The sequence below is a fragment of the Polyangium sorediatum genome, assembly GCF_029946465.1.
GTDB lineage: Bacteria > Myxococcota_A > Polyangia > Polyangiales > Polyangiaceae > Polyangium > Polyangium fumosum.
Map to the genome: position 1 here is coordinate 124,305 of NZ_JARZHI010000005.1, position 18,964 is coordinate 143,268.

Below are 18,964 nucleotides of genomic sequence, written 5' to 3' on the forward strand. Positions count from 1 at the left end.
GGAGAATGCGATGAACGTCGTCAAGCCCCACGTCTCCCTGAACGTCACCAACATCGATCGGTCCGTCGCCTTCTACGAGAAGGCGTTCGGCGTCGCCGCGACGAAGCGGCGTCCGGGGTATGCGAAGTTCGACCTGGAGACGCCGTCGCTGAACCTGACGATGCAGGAGGCCCCGCGCACGGGCGTGAACGCCAGCCATTTCGGCGTCCAGGTCGCGATGACCGAGGACGTCATCGAGGCAAAGACGCGCTTCGAGGCCCTGGGGCTCGCGACCTTCACGGAGGAGGACACGTCCTGCTGTTACGCGGTGCAGGACAAGGTCTGGATCGAGGATCCGGACGGCAACTCGTGGGAGGTCTTCGTCGTGAAGGGCGACGCGGCAGTCATGGGCGATTCGCCTGCCCTGAAGACGGACGCGAGCGCGTGCTGTACGCCCGTCGCGCTCTCGCGAAAACCAGCGGCCGAGGCGTCGGCGTCACCGTGCTGCTCCCCGAAGTCGGCCGATGAGGGTTGACCTGCCCCGCCGCGCTGTTGCGGAAGGGCTCGGGACGGCGCTCCTGCTGGCCACCGTGGTCGGCTCGGGCATCATGGGTGAGAGGTTGGCAGGCGGGAACGTCGCCATGGCCCTGCTCGCCAATACGATCGCCACAGGGGCCGGGCTCGTCGCGTTGATCCTGACGTTCGGCCCCACCTCGGGCGCGCACTTCAATCCGGCGGTCACACTGGCGGACGCGACGCAGGGGGGCCTTCCGTGGCGCGAGGTCCCGGCGTACATCCTCGCGCAGGTCGGGGGCGCGTTTGTCGGGGTGATCGTCGCCCACGTCATGTTCGGCGAGGCGGTGCTCTCGGCGTCGGAGCACGCCCGCGGGGGGCTCGCACAACTCGTGAGCGAGTTCGTGGCGACCTTCGGGCTGATGGCGGTGATATGGGGATGCGCCCGGCGACGAACGGCAGCCGTGCCGTTCGCCGTCGGCGCGTACATCACGGCCGCCTACTGGTTCACATCGTCCACGTCGTTCGCGAACCCAGCCGTGACGATGGCGAGGGCCGCCAGCAACACGTTTGCGGGGATTCGCCCCGTGGACGTGCCCGGGTTTGTCATCGCTCAACTCCTCGGGGCTGCGGCCGCTACGGTCGCGTTCCGGTGGCTCGTGCCAGCGCTCCCTGCCGTCGCCGATCGTGTGATCGATCGGCGCGAGGAAGTGTGACTCCTTGAAGACCGTCCTTTTCGCGTGCGTGCACAACGCCGGCCGCTCCCAGATGGCCGCGGCCTGGCTCGACGTTCTGGCCGACCCGTCGAAGGTGCGCGCCATCTCGGCGGGCACGGCGCCGGCCGCGCGTGTCCACCCGGAGGTCGTCGAGGCCCTGGCCGAGGTGGGCATCGATGTCTCGCAGGGAAAACCCAGGTTCCTTTCGGAAGAGCTCGCCAGCACGGCCTCGATGTTGATCACGATGGGCTGCGGCGAGGCGTGCCCCGTCGTGCCTGGGCTGCGTCGTGACGACTGGCCCGTCGAAGACCCGAAGGGCAAGCCCGCCCCGCGCGTGCGAGAGATCCGCGACGACATCCGCCGGCGTGTCGAGGCCCTGATCGCCGAGGAGGGGTGGGAGCGCTCCTCGGGGGTCGCCCTCCCGCCCTCGAGCGGATCACGGAGATGAGGGGGCGTCCTTCGCGCGGCAGCGCGGGCCTCCTCGTCGAGGAGGGGCTGGGGGCAGACGCCGCGGTGTCATGCGCGGCCGAGCCGCATCCCCAGGGCCGCCAGCGGCATGGACCCGAGCGCGAGCGCGACGGCCATGCCGCCCACAGCGCCGAGCCCCATTCCCATGCATCCGAGGGTGCCCATCAACCCCGCCATCACGGACGCGGAGAGCGCGAATCTTTGCCGTCCATCACTCTCGCTTGCCGCCCGTAAACCAACGGCGATTCCTGCAACGAGTCCCGCGCTCGTGCATACCGGCAAGCATAACGGCGAGCACATGCCCGCCATGCAACAATGCCCCGTCGCGCGCAGCACGAGCGGCGCCACGAGCGGGATGGCCCCGGCCAGGAGCCCCGGCCGCACGGCACGCCCGACCGCGCCGCCGCGCCAGAGGAGCGCCACCGCGAATCCCCCGAGCACCACGCCGACGCCCATTGTCCAGGCGCTCTCCGCGCTGCCGCCCACGAGCGCGAGCGCCACCACCGGCGCGAGAGAAACGAGGATTTTCGCCGCGGAGCGTAGCCTGCCGATCTCGTACGCGCGCCTCGCACGCGCGGCGAGGTCTCGTTCACCCCGTCCCATGTTTGACCCTCCACGCATCGCGTAGCCGCCGCATCGCGCGCTCCACCCGCTTTCGAAACGTCGCGCCCTCGGGCCGCTCATCGGCGAGCACCTGCTGCAATGTCTCGACATCCTCGGCGCCCAGCGTCCCCAGCGCTTCGAAAGCAGCCTCCTGCAAATCCAGCGCGATCACGCGCTCCTCGGGGGTTGCTTCCTCCGTGCGGGTTCGCGGGCCGAGCTCCTCGATCCCACCCAGCTCCTCCCGGCGCCGACGCGCCTTCTGTCGCAACGTCCTGCACTCGTACGCCACGATTCCCAGGATCCAGGCGCGCGCGTCGCGCGTCGCGTCGAACTCGGACGCGCGGGAAAACACCTTGATCAAGGCCGCTTGTGCGGCGTCCTCGGCGTCCGCCTCGTTCGGCATCGCCCGCCCGGCGAACCGCCGGAGGACGGGCCAGATCGCTGCATAGACCGGCTCGAACGCGCTCCGATCCCCATCGGCGAGGCGAACCATCGCCTTGTGCAGTTGCTCGCGTTCGTCCCGGTCCATCACCTGGTGTTGTTTCCGTCCTCCGGCGACGCTTGGCGCCCGTCAGTGCCCGCAGGGGCAGCCCGCGCCGCACGGGCACGCGGTCCCGCACGGGCAGGGCGCCGCGTCCGCGAGGGCGGCGACCGGCATGGCCATCAGCGACAGGGTGGTGACGATGCGCACGAGGGTATTCTTGAAGGTCTTCATGTCTTTCTCGTTTCCTCCGCCCGGCGCTCTTGAGCGCGGTGATCGGGATAGGCGCGAGCCGGCCTTCGCGTGACCGGAAGGCGGATCTTTTTTTTGGGGCACGCGCGTCGCCGCGGAAACGGCGCGGACGGTCGTGGCCCCTCGCGCGTCCTCGTTGCAGCCCGTCACGCCAAGGAGTAACGTCGGGCAGGCGAGTGAAGACGGCCACCCGGAGTCGCAGACGGTTCTCCAGGGGATCCCGCGCCATGCGGATCCTCCTCGTGGCCATCCGTCTGTTCGTGGCCCTCACCGCCTTCCAGATGACCGGGTTGCCGCACTTCGCCGTGGACGCGGTGGCCGCGATCCAGGACGGCGACACCCCGGTCCACAGGGACGACGACTGTCCGAACGAGAAGGACGGTCGCGAGTGCCCCCCGGGCTGCCCCGACTGCCACTGCGCGCACCTGATGGGCGCGCTCCCGCCGCTCGTTTCGCCCTACCTGCTGGAGCTCCCGAGCGGCGCGGACCTCATGCTCGCGCCCTACGAAGCGACGGCGCCCCCGCGGCCCGACCCCTCCGCCATCTACCGACCCCCCAGACCGATCCGCGCCTGATTCGGTGAACCCGTAAACGCGGGGTGGCTGCGCGCGTCTGCCGTTGGAGGCATGCGCGCCTGCGCACCCTTCTCCCGGGAACCGCTTCGCGCGCCGTCTTGCGCGCGCGGCGGAGGAGTTTGGGTCGTGAAACGGACGCGATGTATCGCGGTGGCCGCCGTGGCCATTGCCTGTTTGTCTCTTTCCATGGAAGCACGCGCGGGCTCGTCGACATGCTCGACGACCCTCACCCGCGCCAACCTGATCCGGTGCGCGCTCGACGCGAGCCTTGCCTCGAAGGCCGAGCGCCAGGGCCTCGAAGCGGCGAAGGGCCGGCAAGAAGCCGCGAGCCCGCTATTGCCCTCGAACCCCGTGCTGGCCTTGTCGGGCGCACGGCGCGAGGCCGCCGGTCAGGGGCCCGTCCTCAACTGGTACGCCACGCTCTCGCAGGAGATCGAGATCGCAGGGCAGCGCGGCGCGCGGAGACGGGCCGCAGACGCCGAGAGGGAAGCGCAGGAGAAGGCTATCGCGGTGACGGACCGCGAGGTCGCGGCTGCGGCATGGCGGGCCTATTTCGAGGTGATCGCCGCCCGCGAGGAGGTGCGCCTCGGCGAGATGCTCGAAGCGCTCACGGGGAAGGTGGCGGTCGCGACGCGCGCCGCGGCGGACAAGGGCCTCGTGTCCGGGATCGACGCGGACGTGGCCGACGTCGCGCACGCGCTCCGCGTCCAGGAGCGGCTCCGCGCGGCTCGACGCGAAGAGCAGGCGAAGGCCGCGCTCCTCTCCTCGATGGGCTTCGAGCCGCGGCGCGAGCTGTCCGTCGAGGGCGAGCTCGTCCCGATCGCGGGCGTCGAGGCGTTCGCGGCGAAACACGACCCGCGCGCCGTCGACGATCGACCCGAGGTCCAGGCCCTCGAAGCTTCGGGGCGGGCCTACGAGGCGCGGGCGTCGATGTACCGGCGCGCCCGCGTCCCGAACGCGACGGTCTCGGTGTTCGCGCAGAACGACGGCTTCAACGAGCGTGTGTTCGGCGTGGGCCTGTCCCTGCCGATCCCGCTGCCGCAGCCCGTGGGCCGCACCTTCGCGGGCGAGATCGCCGAGTCCGAGGCGCTGTCGAGGCGCTCCCAGACCGAAGCGGACCGAACACGCCGCGCGCTCCGGCTCGATCTCACGAACGCCCTCGCGGCGTACGCCTCCCTGCGCGCGCAAAACGAGCTCTTCGCCGCGGACCAACTCGGACGCGCCGAGCAAAGCCTCCGCGCGATCGCGTCGGAGATCGAGGCCGGCCGCCTCGGGGCCCGCGACGCCCTCGTCTCGCAGCAAGCCCTCGTGGACCTGCTGCGCGCGGGCTTCGACACCCGGAAAAACCTAGCGCTCGGCTCGGTCGATCTCGCGCTGGCCTCCGGCTTCCCGCTCGAGCGAGGTGCACCGTGAGGAAGAGAGCGCATGTCCTCGGTCTCTCGCTCGTGCTGGCCGCGTCCGGCTGCGGAAAGCGCGGGCCGGACGAGGACCAGAAGAAGGACGATCACGCGAAGGAGGCTCCCTCGGCGGCTGCCTCCGCGCACGGAGCCAAGGAAGGGGAGCACGGCGAGCACGGCGAGCACGGCGAGCACGAGGAGCTGCCTCGACGGGTGAACCTGTCGCCTGCGGTGATCACCGACGCCCGCATTCGCACCGCGCCCGTCCGCACGGGGACCCTGGCCATCACGATCGCATTGCCCGGCGCGATCGCCGCAGATCCCGATCGGTCGGCGCGCATTTCCTCTCCCGCGGAAGGAAAGATCGAAGAGGTCCATTTCAAGGAAGGCGCGGCCGTCAAGAAGGGGGACGTCCTCGTGGTGGTGCGTGTCCCCGAGCTCGGCAAGGTGCGCGGCGCGCAAGCTGCGGCGCAGGCCAAGGCCAAGGCGGCGCGCGAGAACGTGACGCGGCTGAAGGCGCTCCTCGACAAGCGGCTCACCTCCGAGCAAGCGCTCATCGACGCGGAGGCCGATGCCCGCGCGCTCTCGGCCGAGGCCGCGGCGCTCGGCGCAGAGCTCGCGGCCCTGGGCGCGGGGACTCCGCGAGGGGCGCCTTTCCTGCTCACGCTGCGCGCGCCGCTCGACGGCACGATCCTCTCGCGCGACGCCGTCGTGGGCCAGCCGGTGTCCGCCGAGCACGTCCTCGGCAGCATCGCGGATCTGCGGGAAGTATGGTTCCTCGGCCGCGTCTTCGAAAAAGACCTCGGGCGGCTGCGCGTCGGGGCCGGGGCCGAGGTGGAGCTCAATGCGTACCCGACCACGCGGTTTTCGGGCTCGCTCGAATACATCGGCCAGCAAATCGATCCCGTCGCCCGGACCGTGACGGCGCGTATTCACCTGCAGAACCGCGACGACATGCTGCGGATCGGGCTCTTCGGCACGGCCTACGTGGCGACGGGGGGCGAGCAGGCCCGCGCGCCGCGCCTGCTCGTGCCGCGCTCGGCGGTCACCGAGATCGGGCAAAAGTCCGTGGTCTTCGTGAAGCTCCCCGAGGAAGGGGCGTTCGAGATGCACGACGTCGTGCTCGGGGATTCCGCGCTCGGCACGGTCGAAGTGCTCTCCGGCCTCGGCGAAGGGGAAGAGGTCGTCGTCGAGGGGGTGTTCACGCTGAAGAGCATGGTCCTCAAGGGGACACTCGACGAGGAGGGACATCACTGATGGCCTTCCTCTCTGCGATCGTCGCCTGGTCCTTGCGCAATCGGGGGATCGTCCTCGTCGCGACCCTCCTGTTCGCCCTGTTCGGCATCCGCTCGGCCACACAACTCCCGATCGACGCCGTTCCCGACGTCACCAACATCCAGGTGCAGGTGATCACGACGGCGCCTGCGCTCTCGCCGGTCGAGGTCGAGCAATACGTGTCGGTCCCGGTCGAGCGGGCCATGGCCGGCATTCCGAACACGACCGAGATCCGCTCGATCTCCAAGTATGGTTTGTCCGTCGTGACGATCGTCTTCCGCGACGGCACGGACATCTACTTCGCGCGGCAGCTCGTGAACGAGCGCATGCGCGAGGCGCAGGAGGCCGTCCCCGAGGCATACGGCATGCCCGAGATGGGGCCCATCAGCAGCGGCCTCGGCGAGATCTATCAATTCACCGTCCGCAACGACAAGCTCACGCTCATGCAGCTCGAAGAGCTGCTCGACTGGCAGATCGCCCCCGCGCTCCGCACCGTCCCCGGGATCGTCGAGGTGAACAGCTTCGGCGGCGAGGACAAGCAGTACCAGATCGTCCTCGACCCGAAGCGGCTCCAGGCGGCCGGGATCTCGGTCGCGCAGGTGATCGAGGCGCTCGAGAAATCGAACGCCAACGCGGGCGGCGGGTACATCGAGCACAACCGCGAGCAGTTCGTCATCGGCTCCGATGGGCTCGTAAAAGACCTCGACGATCTGCGCCGCGTCGTCATCGGCGCGACGTCGGACGGCGTGCCGATCACGATGGACACGGTGGCCGACGTGCAATTCGGCCCGCGCCTGCGCAGGGGCGCGGCGTCGAAGAACGGCGAGGGCGAGGTCGTCGTCGGCGTGACGATGATGTTGCTCGGGGAAAACTCCCGCACCGTCACGCAGGCCGTCAAGGAGCGGCTCGCGGCGATCCAGCCGTCGCTCCCCGAAGGCACGCGGGTCGAGCCGTTTTACGACCGCTCCGTGCTCGTGAGCCGCACGATCAAGACCGTCGCGACGAACCTCGTCGAGGGCGCGCTCCTGGTCATCGGGATCCTGTTTCTCCTCCTCGGGGATCTCCGTGCGGGCCTCGTCGTCGCCCTCGTCATCCCCTTGTCGATGCTCTTCGCGATCACCGTCATGAACGCGGCCGGGTTGTCCGGGAACCTGATGAGCCTCGGCGCGATCGATTTCGGGCTCATCGTCGACGGCGCCGTGATCATCGTGGAGAACGCCGTCCGGCGATTGTCGGATCGGCAAATGGAGATCGGGCGCGCGCTCACCGAGGACGAGCGCGTGGACACCGTCCGCGAGGCCACGCTCGAAGTGCGATCGGCCAGCGTCTTCGGGGAAGCGATCATCGCCATCGTGTACCTGCCGATCCTCGCGCTCACGGGGATCGAGGGAAAACTCTTTCACCCCATGGCGCTCACCGTGCTGCTCGCATTGCTCGGGGCGTTCCTCCTCTCGCTCACGTTCGTCCCCGTCCTCGCGAGCTTCTTGATTCGCCCGACGAAGGGCGACCACGAGACGTGGCTCTTGCGGAAAGCGCACGCGCTCTACGTCCCGCTGCTGCGGCGGGCGATGCGGCGGCGCTGGGTCCCGCTTACGGCCGGCGTGCTCTCGCTCGCGGCGGCGGCCGCCGTCTTCACGCGGGTCGGCGCCGAGTTCGTGCCGCAGCTCGACGAGGGGGATCTGCTCGTCGAGGCGAGGCGTTTGCCCGGGATCGCGCTCAGCGAGTCCGTCGCGACGGACCTCCGTTTGCAGAAGGCGGTCAAAGAGGTCCCGGAGGTCGATTACGTCGTCAGCCGTACGGGGGCGCCGGAGCTCGCCGTCGATCCGATGGGCGTCGAGCAATCCGACGTCTACGTCGGCCTCAAGCCTCGGGACACGTGGAGGCCGGGCATCACGAAGGAGGAGATCGCCAAGGAGATCTCGGAGGCTGTCGAGCACAAAGTGCCCGAGGTGGCGGGCGGCGTCTCGCAGCCCATTCAAATGCGCACGAACGAGCTCGTCGCGGGCGTGCGCTCGGACGTGGCCGTGCTCTTGTATGGGCCCGAGCTCGACGAGCTACGCGCCCAGGGCGATCGTGTGGCCGCGATCGTCCGCGCAATCCCCGGCGCGGAGGACGTCCGGGTGGAGCAGGTCGCGGGGCTCTCGTACCTGCGCGTCATTCCCGATCGCGCGAAGCTCGCGCGGTATGGCCTGACGGTCGCCGACGTCAACCAGATCGTCGAGACGTTGTCCGTGGGGCACTCGACGGGCGAGGTGATGGAGGGCGAGCGCCGCTTCGGAATCGTGGTGAAGTCCGGCCACGGCTTCAACGGGGAGCTCGACGCGCTGCGCGCCTTGCCTTTGCGATCGGTCAGCGGGCAGATCGTGCCGCTCGGAGACGTCGCCGAGCTGAAGTTCCTCACGGGCCCGGCGCAGGTCAGCCGCGAGAATCAATCCCGGCGCCTGACCGTGGAGTTCAACGTCCGAGGCCGGGACCTGCTCTCCGTCGTGGCGGAGGCGCAGGCAGCGGTAGGGAAAGGCGTGCGGCTGCCGACGGGATACCGCGCGGTCTGGGGCGGTCAGTTCGAGCATTACGAGGAAGCAAAGGCGCGCCTCTCCCTCGTCGTGCCGCTCGCGCTCGCGCTCATCCTGTTCTTGCTCTGGTTCGCGTTCCGCTCCACGCGGGCCGCAGGGCTGATCTTCCTCGGCGTGCCGTTCGCGATCGTCGGCGGCATCTTCGCGCTCTGGCTCCGCGGGATCCCGTTTTCGATCTCGGCGGGCGTCGGCTTCATCGCGCTGTTCGGCGTGGCCGTGCTGAATGGCCTCGTCCTGGTGTCGTTCGCGCGGCATCTGGAAGAGCAGGGCATGGGCCACGCGGAGGCCATCGAGCATGCGGCGGAGCTCCGCCTCCGGCCGGTCCTCATGACGGCCCTCGTCGCGTCGCTCGGATTCGTGCCGATGGCGATATCAACGGCGCCGGGCAGCGAGGTGCAGCGGCCCCTCGCGACGGTGGTGATCGGCGGGCTCCTCACGGCGACGCTGCTCACGCTGCTCGTGTTGCCCGTCGTGTATGCGTGGCTCGGAAAGGAACGTGGGGCAGGCCGGCCCCCGGCGAGCCCCGTGGAAGAAAACGGGTCGCATCGGCCGTCAGAAGCGCCTCCGCCCGAAGCCCGGGACGAATCGGCCCACCTGAAGACAGTATTCGGCGTATCGAGGGCCGTGCGTGCGGTATAGATAGGGCTCCTCGACGACACGCACCTGCAATTCCACCGCCACGAACAGGCAAAGCAGGGACACGAGCGCGAGCACGTTGGGGAGGACCAGCGCGATTCCGGTTCCCGTGACCAGCATGCACGAGAAGATCGGGTTCCGCACGATCCGAAACGGGCCTTCGATCACGAGCTCCGTGCGCTCGGTATCCCGGACGCCGATACGCCAGGACTTGCCCATCGCGACCTGGGAGCCGTACGTGGCGACGGTCCCGACGACGGCCAAGCCGGCGGCGCTCCAGGTGGCCCAGCGCGGGAGCTCGACGAGGCTCTTTACGAGCCCGGCGAGCTCCAGGACCGGCGCAAGCGCGGCCAGCCCGAGCGCGAGCGCGAAGAGCACGCCGCCAAACCAGGATGCCGATCCGGGGGGCCCGGAAATGCCTTGGAAACCCGTCGTCCCGGTGGCGCGCAGGTGCTGCACGGTCCGGATCCCGAAAGCGATCGCCATATAGACGACGAAAATGACCAGGGCGACGAGCGCAGGTTGCATGATTGCCCCTAGGGTCGACGCTCCTTCGGGCGAGCGTCAAGGGGAATCAAGGCGCCGCCGCTCTTGCGCCACGCGTGCCTCGGGCGCGCTTCTATCGCGAACGATACGTCGAAACGAACGTGATCAACCGCTCGATCGTGTCTGCTTTCGGCGCATCGATGAGGAAGACCTCGCGATCCTCCCACGTGACCGGGACACCAATCGCCTTCGACATCTGGACGTCGAAGTCGTGATACGGCCCCATGTCTCTGCGGTCGTCGACGTCGGACGGGGGCATGAATTCGAAGGCGACGCGGAGGGTGCCGTCCGCCATCACCTCGATTTGGGGCTCGCCATTCGCGTCGAACCCGGACAGTTGGAGGGTCCTCACCGTGTCCATGCAGCTTCCAGCCTCCCGGCGGGAGCCGTCGCACGAACCATTGCCGGTTTACAAGAGGAAAAATCGCGCGACCGTGGGCATCACGCCCCGCGTCCCTCGCGCGGCATCCACCGCGGCAAACACACGCAGAGATGCGCGCCGCGCTCCCGGTCGACGAAGAGCACCCGCCCGCCGTGCGCCCGAGCGATCTGCGACACGAGCGCGAGCCCGAGCCCCGCGCCGGGGCCGGCGCCGATCCCCCGCTGAAACGGCTCGAAGAGGCGCGCCCGCTCGCTCGCCGGAACGCCCGGCCCCTCGTCGATCACGTCGAGCACGACGTCGCCCTCGCGCTCGTCCAGCACCACCCGCACGGGCCCGCGGCCCCCGTGGAGGAGGGCGTTGCTCACCACGTTGTCGCAAAGCACGGCGAGGAGCGATTCATCGCCGCGCACGAGGGCCGGCGCACGCGGCTCGCACGAGAGCCGCGCGCTCAGATCGGCCGGGAGGCGCTGCTTTCGCTCCTCCAGCAAATCGCCGAGCTCCACCGCGTCATGGCGCATCGCCTCCGCGGCGCCCACCCGGGCGAACATGAGCAAGCGCTCCACGAGCGCCGCAATCCGCGCGGTGGTCGCGCGCAGGCCTTCGATCCGATCGAGCTCCGGCGCCGGCAGCGACCCCTCCGTGAGCAGCTCGAGCTCGCCCGAGAGCGTCGTGAGCGGCGTGCGCAGCTCGTGGGCCGCGCCGGCGGCGAAGAGGCGGGCCGCGCGCAGCGCCTCGGCGCGCCGGTCGAGCAGGGCGCGCAGGGTCGTTCGGAGGGCGTCGATCTCACGCACCCCCTCGTCCGCGCCGAGGTCGACGGCCTCGTCCATCGGCGCCGCGCCGAGCCGTGTTTCGAGCCGCGCGAGGGGCCCCACGGCCCATCGGGCGAGCCTGCGGCTCGTGAGCGCGCCGATGAGCGCCGCGACCACGACGGCCGAGAGCGCGATCACGCCCATCGCCCGCCCGCCCAGGCTCGGCACTTCGTTCGCCGCGATGACGGTCGCAAAGGCCCCACGCGTGGCGACGCAAAGACGCAGCTCGACGGCCCCGCTTTCCGTCGAGCACCCTTCGCCCCGCAGCGGCAGGCTCGCGTCCCCGCCGACGTGCGCGCCGTCGCGTCGCACCGCGAGCCGCAACCCCGCCGGCGCGAGCTCGTGCCGCTCCTCCTCGATGAGCCGGGCGAGCGCGTCCTCCGCCGGGTGTTTCTCCACCTCCGCGAGGATCTCCAGCGCCTCGTCGCGCAGGCGTCGATCGTCGGCCCGCACCACCGCGGCCTCGGCGAGCGTGACCGCGCTCGCGGCCGCGAGCAATCCGCCGCCCACGGCGGAGAGCGCCGCCACGATCGCCACGCGCCCGACGAGCGTGCCCGAGCGCGGCTCAGTCGACGACGAGTGCATACCCATGTCCCCGCATCGTTCGCACCACGCCCTCGCCGAGCTTGCGCCGGATCCTCGCGATGAGGACTTCGAGGCTCGCCGTCGCGTCTGCCTCGCCGCCCCAAACGAGCTCCAGGATCTCCCCGCGCGAAACGAAGCGCCCGGCCCGCGCGGCGAGCAATTCGAGCAGCGACCACTCGCGCGCCGTGAGCGGCACCTCGGTGCTGGCCCGCTCGGCGCGCCGCGCGCGGAAGTCGAGCCGCGCCTCGCCCGAGCGCACCACGAGGGGGCGGAGCGCGGGGCCACGGCGCCCGAGGGCGCGCACGCGGGCGCGAAGCTCGGAGACGGCGAAGGGTTTGCCGAGGAAATCGTCGGCCCCCGCGTCGAGCCCCGCGACCCGCTCGGCGACCGACGCGTGCGCCGTCAGGAGCAGCACGGGCGTCGAGGTGCCTTCCTGCCGGAGCTCGCGGCAAAGGTCGATGCCCGAGCCATCGGGCAGCGCGACATCGAGCACGATGACATCCATCCCGCTCGTCGCGAGCCGCTCCCGCGCCTCGCCCGCCGTTGCCGCGACCGCGACCTCGTGCCCCTCGCCGCGCAGGCTTCGCAGGAGCAGATCCCGCACCTCGGCGTGGTCGTCGACGATCAAGAGCCGCATCTTCGGCACTCGTAGCACGCGCGCCCGCGGACGGGACGAGCGGGATCCGGGCCGTTCAGGTTGGGTTCAGGCGAGCGTGGTTTGCTCGCGGGCATGTCACGTTTCTCCCTCGCTTGCCTGCTTTTGCTGGGCAGCGTGTCTCTCGGCTGCGCGGCGACCTCGCCGTATGACCGCGCCTGGGTGGGCCAGGAGCTCCAGCGCGAAACGGGCCACGCGCTCGGGGATCCGGCAGAGGCCCCCTCGCTCCCACCCGGGCTCCGCGACGCCTCCGCGCTCGGCGAGGACGACGTGGTCGCCCTCGCGCTCTGGAACAGCCCTTCGTTCGCCGCGGAGCTCGCGCAGCTCGGCGCGTCGCGGGCCGATCTCGCCGACGCGGGGGCGCTGCCGAACCCCACGCTCTCCCTCCTGCTGCCGATCGGACCACGGCAACTCGAGCTGAGCGTCCTCGCCCCGATCGCCGCGCTCGTGCAGCGCCCCTTCCGGGTGAAAGCGGCCAAGCTCGACGTCGAGCGCGCCGCGCGTGGGCTTTTGCAGCGCGGCCTCGACCTCGTCCGCGACGCGCGCCTCGCCTGGATCGACGTCGAGGCGGCCAAGGCCCGCGCCGCCGCACGGCAGGACCTCCTCCAGACGTGGCAGAACGTCGCGAAGGTCGCACGCGCGCGGCACGAGGCCGGGGACGCGCCTGCGTTCGAGGCGGCCGCGGCTGAAGCCGACGCGACCGACGCCGAGGACCAGAACGAGCGGGCCGTCACGGAGGTCGCGGCGGCCGTGCAGCGCCTCCGGCTCGTCGTGGGCCTTGCAGGCGGTGCCCTCGGGCAGCACCTCGGCACCCGCGCGGCGCCGCTCGACGAACGCGCGCCGGCCGAGGCGCCGGCCCTCGTCGACCTCGCCCTCGCCGCGCGGCCCGACGTGCGCGCCACGGAGATCGCCGTCGAGGCGGCCGGCGAGCGCATCGGCTGGGAGAAGTCCCGGATCTTCACCTTGCTCGGGAGGTTCGACCTCAAACCGATCGGCCCGCAAGGCGGCGCGCCGCTCCTGCCCCTGCCCGGGGTGCAGATGGATGTGCCGATCTTCAACTGGAACCCGGGCGGCATCGGCCGCGCCGAGGCCGAGCTCGCCGCGGCGACCCTCCGCTACCGGCTCGCGCAGCAGGGTGTCGCGACGGACATCCGCCTCTCGCGCCTCCAGCTCGTGCAGGCCCTCGCGTCGTTACGCCGCTTCCGCGAGCGTGTCCTGCCGCTGCTCGAAAAGGCCGCGGGCGTCACCTTCCGCGCGTTCGAGGCCGGCGCCGAGCCTTACCTCGCGGTGCTCGAAGCGACGCGCCGGCAAAGGGACGCGCGCCTTCGCTTGATCGACCTCGAAGCCGAGGTGCGCCGCGCGCGCGCGAACCTCGATCGCCACGTGGGGATGAACCATGCAACGCGCTGATCGACACCGGAACACCGTGCTCCTCGGGGCCCTCGTGCTCGTCGCCTCGTGCGGGCGGAGCGGGAGCCCGACCTCTTCGACCCAGCCTCCCGCCAAGGCCACGCCGCGCCCCGCCGAGACGGACCTCGCGACGGTCACGCTCTTGCCCGAGGCGGAGACGCGGCTCGGCATCGAGCTCTCTCCCGTGGAGCAACGCGCGCTGCCGCAGACGATCACGGTCGCCGGCGAGGTCATGGTCCCGACGGGCGGGGCCGTGCTGCTCGTGGCCCCGTTCTCGGCGACGGTCTCGGCGGAGGGCGACGGCGTGCCGAAGGCCGGCGCGGCCGTCAAACGTGGACAGGTCCTCCTGCGCCTCGCGCCCTTCGCGCCGCCCGATCGCGACGTCCGCGCGCAGGCCGAGAAGGCCGTGTCCATCGCCGAGGCGCAGCTCGAGACCGTCAAGGTCCGCGTCGAGCGCCTGGAGAAGCTCCTCCCCGAAGGCGGGGCGAGCGAGAAGCAGGTCGAGGAGGCGCGCGCGGAGCGTGCCGTGCTCGAGGCCGAGCTCGTGGCCGCGAAAAAACGTGTCGACACGATCCGCAGGGCGCCGCTCGGGGCCGACGTCTCGATCCCGCTGCGCGCGCCGCGGGACGGCGTCCTCCGCACCATCTCGGTGGCGCCGGGGCAACTCGTCGCGGCGGGCGCGCCGCTCTTCGAGATCCTCGGCGCGCCGTCGTTCTGGGTGCGGGCCGCGGTCTACGCGGGCGACGCCGCGCGTGTCCCGGCCGACGCCTCCGCCCGCGTCGCCACGCTCGGCGCGGCCGCGTCGCCGGAGGCCTCCGTGAACGCGCTCCCCGTGCCCGCGCCGCCGTCGGCGGATCCCGTGAGCGCCACCGTGGACCTCTTCTACGAACTCCCCGAGGGCACGACGCGCCGCCCCGGCGAGCGTGTCACCGTCGAGCTCCCGACCTCCCGCAACGACGGATCCCTCGTGGTCCCGTGGTCCTCGGTCCTCTTCGACGCCGTCGGCGGCGCGTGGGTCTACGTGCAAAAGACCGAACACGCCTACGAGCGACGACGCGTCGATCTCGCCCGCGTCGATGGCGATCTCGCCGTGCTCGCGCGTGGCCCCTCGCCGGGCGTGCCGGTCGTCCGCGTGGGCGCCGCCGAGCTCTTCGGCATCGAATTCGGGGTGGGGAAATGATGCGCGCCCTCGTGGAGACGTGCCTCCGCCGGCGCGTCGTCGTCCTTTGCCTCGCGATGGTGCTCTTGGTCCTCGGCATCCAGCGCGTGCGGCGGATCCCCGTCGACGTCTTCCCCGAGTTCGCGCCGCCGCGCGTGGAGGTGCAGACCGAGGCGCCGGGGCTCTCCAGCCAGGAGGTCGAAGAGCTCGTCACGACCCCGATCGAGCGGGCGCTCGAAGGCGTGCCGTTCACCGGCGCCCTCCGCTCGAAGTCCGTCTCCGGCCTCTCCTCCGTGGTCCTGCTCTTCGATCAGGACGCGGACATCCTCCAGGTGCGCCAGCTCGTGCAGGAGCGGCTCTCGCGGGTCGGCCCGCAGCTCCCCGCCGTCTCGCGCCCGCCCGTCCTGATGCCGCCGCTCTCGTCGACGAGCCGCATCATGAAGATCGGCCTCACCTCGAAGGCGAAGGATCAAGCGGACCTCACGGACCTCGCGCGCTGGGTCGTGCGGCCGCGGCTGCTCGCGGTCCCGGGCGTCGCGAACGTGGCGATCTGGGGAGAGCGGCCACGCCAGCTCCAGGTGGTCGTGGATCCGGCGAAGCTCCAGACGAGCGGCGTTCGCCTCTCCGAGGTGCTGCAAGTCGCGCGGGATGCCGTCGTCCCGGCGAGCGGCGGTTTCGTCGATACCCCGCAGCAGCGGCTCGGCGTCACGCTCCATCCCGGCGCCGTGACGGCGGGCGAGCTCGAACAGGCGTCGATCCCGCGGCCCAAGCTCGGCGCGATCCCGCTCGGGCACGTGGCCACGGTGCAAGAAGGCGCGCCGCCGGCCATCGGGGACGCGGTCGTCAACGATCAGCCGGGCCTCTTGCTCATCGTGGAGAAGCAGCCCTGGGGCAACACACTTGCGGTCACGCGTGGCGTGGAAGCCGCGCTCGAAGCGCTCGCGCCCGGCTTGCCGGACGTCGAGGTCGACCCCGCGATCTTCCGCCCGGCGAGCTTCGTCGAGCGCGCGCTCCACAACCTCGGCGAGGCGCTTTTCCTCGGCTGCGTGCTCGTCATCCTCGTCCTCGGCGCGTTCCTCTACGACGTGCGCACGGCCTTCATCAGCGTCGTCGCGATCCCGGCCTCGCTGCTCGCCGCCGCCGTCGCGATGAACGCCGTGATCGGCACGATCGACACGATGACCCTCGCGGGCCTCGCCGTGGCGCTCGGCGAGGTCGTCGACGACGCCATCATCGACGTGGAAAACGTCCTGCGGCGGCTCGATCTGGAGCGGCAGAGCGCCTCACCGCGGCCCGCGATCGTGGTCGTGCTCGAAGCCTCCCTCGAGGTGCGCGGCGCCGTCGTCCACGCCACGGCGATCGTCATCCTCGTCTTCTTGCCCGTGTTTTTCCTGGATGGCCTCGCGGGCGCCTTCTTCCGCCCCCTCGCGGGCGCCTACGTCCTCGCGATCCTCGCCTCGCTCGCCGTCGCGCTCACCGTCACGCCTGCGATGTGCCTCGTGCTGCTGCCGCGGCAGGCCGGCAAGCACCGGGAGTCCCCCGTGGCCCGGGTCGTCCGGAGCGCCTTGATGCCCGCGGTCGCGTGGGTCGTGGGCCGGCCCCGGGTCGCGCTCGCGGCGACGGCCGGGATGATGCTCGCCGCGACGATCTCGATGCCCTTCCTCGGCGAATCGTTCCTGCCGGACTTCAAGGAGAACGACTTCCTCATGCACTGGGTCGCGAAGCCCGGAACGTCGCTGGAGGAGCTTCAGCGCACGTCCGTGCGGGCGAGCAAGGAGCTTCGTGCGATCGAGGGCGTGCGCCACTTCGGCGCGCACCTCGGGCGCGCCGAGGCCGCGGACGAGGTCGTCGGGACGAATTTTGCCGAGCTGTGGATCAGCGTCGACCCGGCGGTCGACCTCGCGAAGACGACCGACGCCGTGCAGCGCGTCGTCGACCGATATCCCGGCCTCCAGCGCGACGTGCAGACCTACCTCCACGAGCGCATGAAGGAGGTGCTGAGCGGCGGCCACGGCTCGATCGTGGTCCGCATCCAGGGCTACGAGCTCGACCTGCTCCGGGACGAAGCGGCGAGGGTCGCGCGGGAGCTCTCCGGCATCGAGGGCACGACGAACGTGAAGGTCGAGCCGCAGGTCCTCGTGCCGCAGATCGACGTGCGCCTTCGGGCGGACGCGCTCGCGCGGGCAGGGCTCGGCGCGGCCGACGTGCAAAGCGTCTTGCGGACGGTCCTCCAGGGCACGCGCGTGGGCGAGGTCGCCGTGGGCGGCATGCTCCGCGAGGTGGTCGTCGTCGGCGAGCCGCGGCTACGAACGGACGTCGCGGCCCTGAAAGACCTCGCCGTGGTATCCCTCGGCGGCGCCCAGGCGCGGCTCGGCGACCTCGCGGACATCCACATCGTCGGGGCGCCGAACGTCGTGCAACACGAGCGCGGCGCGCGGCGGATCGACGTCTCTTGCGACGCGGCGGGCCACGACCTCGGCGCGGTCGCGCGGAACGTCGAGGCCACGATCGCCTCGCTGCCGATGGCGCCCGGTCATCACGCCGAGGTGCTCGGCGAGTATGCCGCGAGGAACGAGGCGCGTGGCCGCCTCGGGCTCCTCGCGGGCGTCGCATTGCTGGGCATCCTGCTCGTGCTCCACATCGAGTTCCAGACGGCGCGGCTCACGCTCCTCGTCTTCGCGACCCTCCCCCTCGCGCTCGTGGGCGGGGTCGTCGCCGTGCTCATCACCTGCGGCGTCGTCTCGCTCGGCTCCCTCGTCGGGTTCGTCACGGTGCTCGGGATCGCCGCGCGAAATGGCGTGATGCTGGTGAGCCATTTCCTGCACCTCGAACGCGAGGAGGGCGTGCCCTTTGGCGTCGCGCTCGTGCTGCGCGGCGTGGAGGAGCGGCTGACGCCCATCGCGATGACCGCGCTCGCCACGGGCCTCGCGCTCGTCCCGCTCGTCGTTGGCGGGGCCCGGCCAGGGCAGGAGATCGAGCAACCCATGGCCGTGGTGATCCTCGGCGGGCTCGTGAGCTCGACGTTGCTCAACGTCTTCGCCGTCCCGTGCGCGTACCTCCTCCTGCGAGGCGAGCGCTCAGCCCCCCGCGCCGCAGAATGAGCTCTTCCCGAGCGGCGGGAAGGACTCCCCGGGCTTCCAGTCGAGCACGCAGAGCAAAAGCTCGGGATCACACTTCACCTTGAAATTCGGGTGAATGCCGGAGCCAAAGGGCCGCCCCGCCGAGGGATCGGCGTTCGCGCAGCAGCGCGTGTCGTCGGGCATCCCCGTCGCTTGGCCCATGGCGTCCACCGCTTCGCAGCCGGCGATGGGAAACAGGGCGCTCGCGACGTACGTCGTCGTGCACGTCTCTGGATTGCCCGTCGCCGGATCCTCGGCGCTGCGGGTGATGGTCACCTCGCCCGTCGCGGCGTTCCCCGACGTCGCGAACGTCATGTACACGCGCACGTCCCGCCATTCGTAGGCGAGGCGTGTCTCGGGGTAGATGGCCGGATTGCCGTCCGCGTCCGTGTAGGCCGTCTCCGGGATGTGCTGCTCGGCGACCGAGAGGCCCGAGGCCGCGCAGAGATCGTCTGCGTCCGGTCGTGCGGCATAATCACCCAGCGAATACTGCTTGTGATTCGAATCGGGATCCGTCGCGCTCGCCGTGTTCTTCGCGTCGTCCGCGAGCACGCCCATCGCATGCGCCTGGATCGCGACCGTCGCCTGGGTGGCGTCGATCTCCCGGTCGTCTCCCTTCGGCGGGTTGTACACGGACATGCCGACCCGCTCCCCGGGGAGCTTGAGGCAATCGCTGCCGGCGTCCTTGGGGTAGTATTTCACGATATAGGCGCTGCTCGCGACCTCGCAGAGCAGCGGCGGCTGCTCGCAGGACGTGCCGAACGCGGCCGTGAACAGAAGCGCAAGGGCCCCGAGGGCGATCGACTTGGGGGGGTTCGGGCGAATCATGCT

Annotated in this window: 18 protein-coding genes; 10 read left to right on the plus strand and 8 right to left on the minus strand. The window is 70.9% G+C overall.

Annotation, left to right across the window (positions count from 1 at the left end; genetic code table 11):
• Positions 1–10: 10 nt before the first annotated feature.
• From QHF89_RS08390 to QHF89_RS08400, 3 genes are read left to right on the plus strand one after another with little or no spacing between them, the layout of a single operon-like run.
• Complete coding sequence (locus QHF89_RS08390) at positions 11–514, plus strand: ArsI/CadI family heavy metal resistance metalloenzyme (RefSeq protein WP_136967589.1); 504 nt, start codon at positions 11–13, stop codon at positions 512–514.
• Positions 504–1,208: an MIP/aquaporin family protein gene (locus tag QHF89_RS08395; RefSeq protein ID WP_136967590.1), complete on the plus strand. Its 705-nt coding sequence runs from the start codon at positions 504–506 to the stop codon at positions 1,206–1,208. Before QHF89_RS08390 ends, QHF89_RS08395 begins: the two co-directional genes overlap by 11 nt.
• 4 nt (positions 1,209–1,212) lie before the next feature.
• Entirely contained in the window at positions 1,213–1,656 is a 444-nt protein-coding gene (locus QHF89_RS08400; RefSeq protein WP_136928296.1) for an arsenate reductase/protein-tyrosine-phosphatase family protein, read from the plus strand.
• Between the two features lie 68 nt (positions 1,657–1,724).
• Here QHF89_RS08400 and QHF89_RS08405 read toward each other — a convergent pair whose 3' ends face one another.
• The 3 genes from QHF89_RS08405 to QHF89_RS08415 are packed head-to-tail and all read right to left on the minus strand — an operon-like array spanning position 1,725 to position 2,994.
• Entirely contained in the window at positions 1,725–2,279 is a 555-nt protein-coding gene (locus QHF89_RS08405; protein WP_136967591.1) for a hypothetical protein, read from the minus strand.
• Entirely contained in the window at positions 2,266–2,808 is a 543-nt protein-coding gene (locus QHF89_RS08410; protein ID WP_136967592.1) for an RNA polymerase sigma factor, read from the minus strand. The genes QHF89_RS08405 and QHF89_RS08410 overlap by 14 nt, the downstream gene beginning before the upstream one ends.
• A 42-nt stretch (positions 2,809–2,850) precedes the next feature.
• Positions 2,851–2,994, minus strand: a complete 144-nt coding sequence (locus QHF89_RS08415; RefSeq protein WP_284720236.1) for a hypothetical protein — start codon at positions 2,992–2,994, stop codon at positions 2,851–2,853.
• 245 nt (positions 2,995–3,239) lie between these two features.
• Between QHF89_RS08415 and QHF89_RS08420 the strand changes: the two genes are divergently transcribed.
• The 4 genes from QHF89_RS08420 (at position 3,240) to QHF89_RS08435 (ending at position 9,471) form a co-directional block, all read left to right on the plus strand.
• Positions 3,240–3,587 (plus strand): hypothetical protein, encoded by a 348-nt coding sequence (locus QHF89_RS08420; protein ID WP_136967593.1) that lies wholly within the window; start codon positions 3,240–3,242, stop codon positions 3,585–3,587.
• A gap of 126 nt (positions 3,588–3,713) precedes the next feature.
• Complete coding sequence (locus QHF89_RS08425; protein WP_284720237.1) at positions 3,714–5,000, plus strand: TolC family protein; 1,287 nt, start codon at positions 3,714–3,716, stop codon at positions 4,998–5,000.
• Complete coding sequence (locus tag QHF89_RS08430) at positions 4,997–6,241, plus strand: efflux RND transporter periplasmic adaptor subunit (protein ID WP_136967595.1); 1,245 nt, start codon at positions 4,997–4,999, stop codon at positions 6,239–6,241. The genes QHF89_RS08425 and QHF89_RS08430 overlap by 4 nt, the downstream gene beginning before the upstream one ends.
• On the plus strand, positions 6,241–9,471 hold the full coding sequence (locus tag QHF89_RS08435) for a CusA/CzcA family heavy metal efflux RND transporter (protein ID WP_136967596.1): 3,231 nt from the start codon (positions 6,241–6,243) through the stop codon (positions 9,469–9,471). The genes QHF89_RS08430 and QHF89_RS08435 overlap by 1 nt, the downstream gene beginning before the upstream one ends.
• Here the strand turns inward: QHF89_RS08435 and QHF89_RS08440 are convergent.
• From QHF89_RS08440 to QHF89_RS08455, 4 genes are all read right to left on the minus strand, one after another.
• Positions 9,385–9,996: a methyltransferase family protein gene (locus QHF89_RS08440; protein ID WP_136967597.1), complete on the minus strand. Its 612-nt coding sequence runs from the start codon at positions 9,994–9,996 to the stop codon at positions 9,385–9,387. The genes QHF89_RS08435 and QHF89_RS08440 overlap by 87 nt on opposite strands.
• Before the next feature lie 91 nt (positions 9,997–10,087).
• Positions 10,088–10,366 (minus strand): hypothetical protein, encoded by a 279-nt coding sequence (locus QHF89_RS08445; RefSeq protein WP_136967598.1) that lies wholly within the window; start codon positions 10,364–10,366, stop codon positions 10,088–10,090.
• Between the two features lie 89 nt (positions 10,367–10,455).
• The gene (locus QHF89_RS08450; protein ID WP_136967599.1) at positions 10,456–11,796 is read right to left on the minus strand and encodes a sensor histidine kinase; all 1,341 of its coding nucleotides are present in this window, start codon (positions 11,794–11,796) and stop codon (positions 10,456–10,458) included.
• Positions 11,771–12,427: a response regulator transcription factor gene (locus tag QHF89_RS08455; RefSeq protein ID WP_136967600.1), complete on the minus strand. Its 657-nt coding sequence runs from the start codon at positions 12,425–12,427 to the stop codon at positions 11,771–11,773. The genes QHF89_RS08450 and QHF89_RS08455 overlap by 26 nt, the downstream gene beginning before the upstream one ends.
• 93 nt (positions 12,428–12,520) lie before the next feature.
• On the opposite strand from QHF89_RS08455, the gene QHF89_RS08460 reads away from it, so the two are divergent.
• Genes QHF89_RS08460 through QHF89_RS08470 form a run of 3 tightly spaced genes read left to right on the plus strand, consistent with a single transcriptional unit; the run spans position 12,521 to position 18,115 of the window.
• Positions 12,521–13,855: a TolC family protein gene (locus tag QHF89_RS08460; protein WP_136967601.1), complete on the plus strand. Its 1,335-nt coding sequence runs from the start codon at positions 12,521–12,523 to the stop codon at positions 13,853–13,855.
• Positions 13,842–15,035 carry an efflux RND transporter periplasmic adaptor subunit gene (locus QHF89_RS08465; RefSeq protein ID WP_136967602.1) on the plus strand — a complete coding sequence of 398 codons (1,194 nt, stop codon included), beginning with the start codon at positions 13,842–13,844 and terminating at the stop codon, positions 15,033–15,035. The genes QHF89_RS08460 and QHF89_RS08465 overlap by 14 nt, the downstream gene beginning before the upstream one ends.
• On the plus strand, positions 15,032–18,115 hold the full coding sequence (locus QHF89_RS08470; RefSeq protein ID WP_284720238.1) for an efflux RND transporter permease subunit: 3,084 nt from the start codon (positions 15,032–15,034) through the stop codon (positions 18,113–18,115). The genes QHF89_RS08465 and QHF89_RS08470 overlap by 4 nt, the downstream gene beginning before the upstream one ends.
• Here the strand turns inward: QHF89_RS08470 and QHF89_RS08475 are convergent.
• Positions 18,092–18,961 carry a hypothetical protein gene (locus QHF89_RS08475; protein WP_136967603.1) on the minus strand — a complete coding sequence of 290 codons (870 nt, stop codon included), beginning with the start codon at positions 18,959–18,961 and terminating at the stop codon, positions 18,092–18,094. The genes QHF89_RS08470 and QHF89_RS08475 overlap by 24 nt on opposite strands.
• Positions 18,962–18,964 lie beyond the last annotated feature (3 nt).

What these genes read in the sequence shown, in the direction of transcription:
- QHF89_RS08475 (WP_136967603.1), bottom strand. Translation starts at nt 18,961, where the DNA reads ATGATTCGCCCGAACCCCCCCAAGTCGATCGCCCTCGGGGCCCTTGCG.
- QHF89_RS08435 (WP_136967596.1), top strand. Translation starts at nt 6,241, where the DNA reads ATGGCCTTCCTCTCTGCGATCGTCGCCTGGTCCTTGCGCAATCGGGGG.
- QHF89_RS08395 (WP_136967590.1), top strand. Translation starts at nt 504, where the DNA reads ATGAGGGTTGACCTGCCCCGCCGCGCTGTTGCGGAAGGGCTCGGGACG.
- QHF89_RS08410 (WP_136967592.1), bottom strand. Translation starts at nt 2,808, where the DNA reads ATGGACCGGGACGAACGCGAGCAACTGCACAAGGCGATGGTTCGCCTC.
- QHF89_RS08390 (WP_136967589.1), top strand. Translation starts at nt 11, where the DNA reads ATGAACGTCGTCAAGCCCCACGTCTCCCTGAACGTCACCAACATCGAT.
- QHF89_RS08455 (WP_136967600.1), bottom strand. Translation starts at nt 12,427, where the DNA reads ATGCGGCTCTTGATCGTCGACGACCACGCCGAGGTGCGGGATCTGCTC.
- QHF89_RS08420 (WP_136967593.1), top strand. Translation starts at nt 3,240, where the DNA reads ATGCGGATCCTCCTCGTGGCCATCCGTCTGTTCGTGGCCCTCACCGCC.
- QHF89_RS08460 (WP_136967601.1), top strand. Translation starts at nt 12,521, where the DNA reads ATGTCACGTTTCTCCCTCGCTTGCCTGCTTTTGCTGGGCAGCGTGTCT.
- QHF89_RS08450 (WP_136967599.1), bottom strand. Translation starts at nt 11,796, where the DNA reads ATGGGTATGCACTCGTCGTCGACTGAGCCGCGCTCGGGCACGCTCGTC.
- QHF89_RS08405 (WP_136967591.1), bottom strand. Translation starts at nt 2,279, where the DNA reads ATGGGACGGGGTGAACGAGACCTCGCCGCGCGTGCGAGGCGCGCGTAC.
- QHF89_RS08470 (WP_284720238.1), top strand. Translation starts at nt 15,032, where the DNA reads ATGATGCGCGCCCTCGTGGAGACGTGCCTCCGCCGGCGCGTCGTCGTC.
- QHF89_RS08415 (WP_284720236.1), bottom strand. Translation starts at nt 2,994, where the DNA reads ATGAAGACCTTCAAGAATACCCTCGTGCGCATCGTCACCACCCTGTCG.
- QHF89_RS08465 (WP_136967602.1), top strand. Translation starts at nt 13,842, where the DNA reads ATGCAACGCGCTGATCGACACCGGAACACCGTGCTCCTCGGGGCCCTC.
- QHF89_RS08440 (WP_136967597.1), bottom strand. Translation starts at nt 9,996, where the DNA reads ATGCAACCTGCGCTCGTCGCCCTGGTCATTTTCGTCGTCTATATGGCG.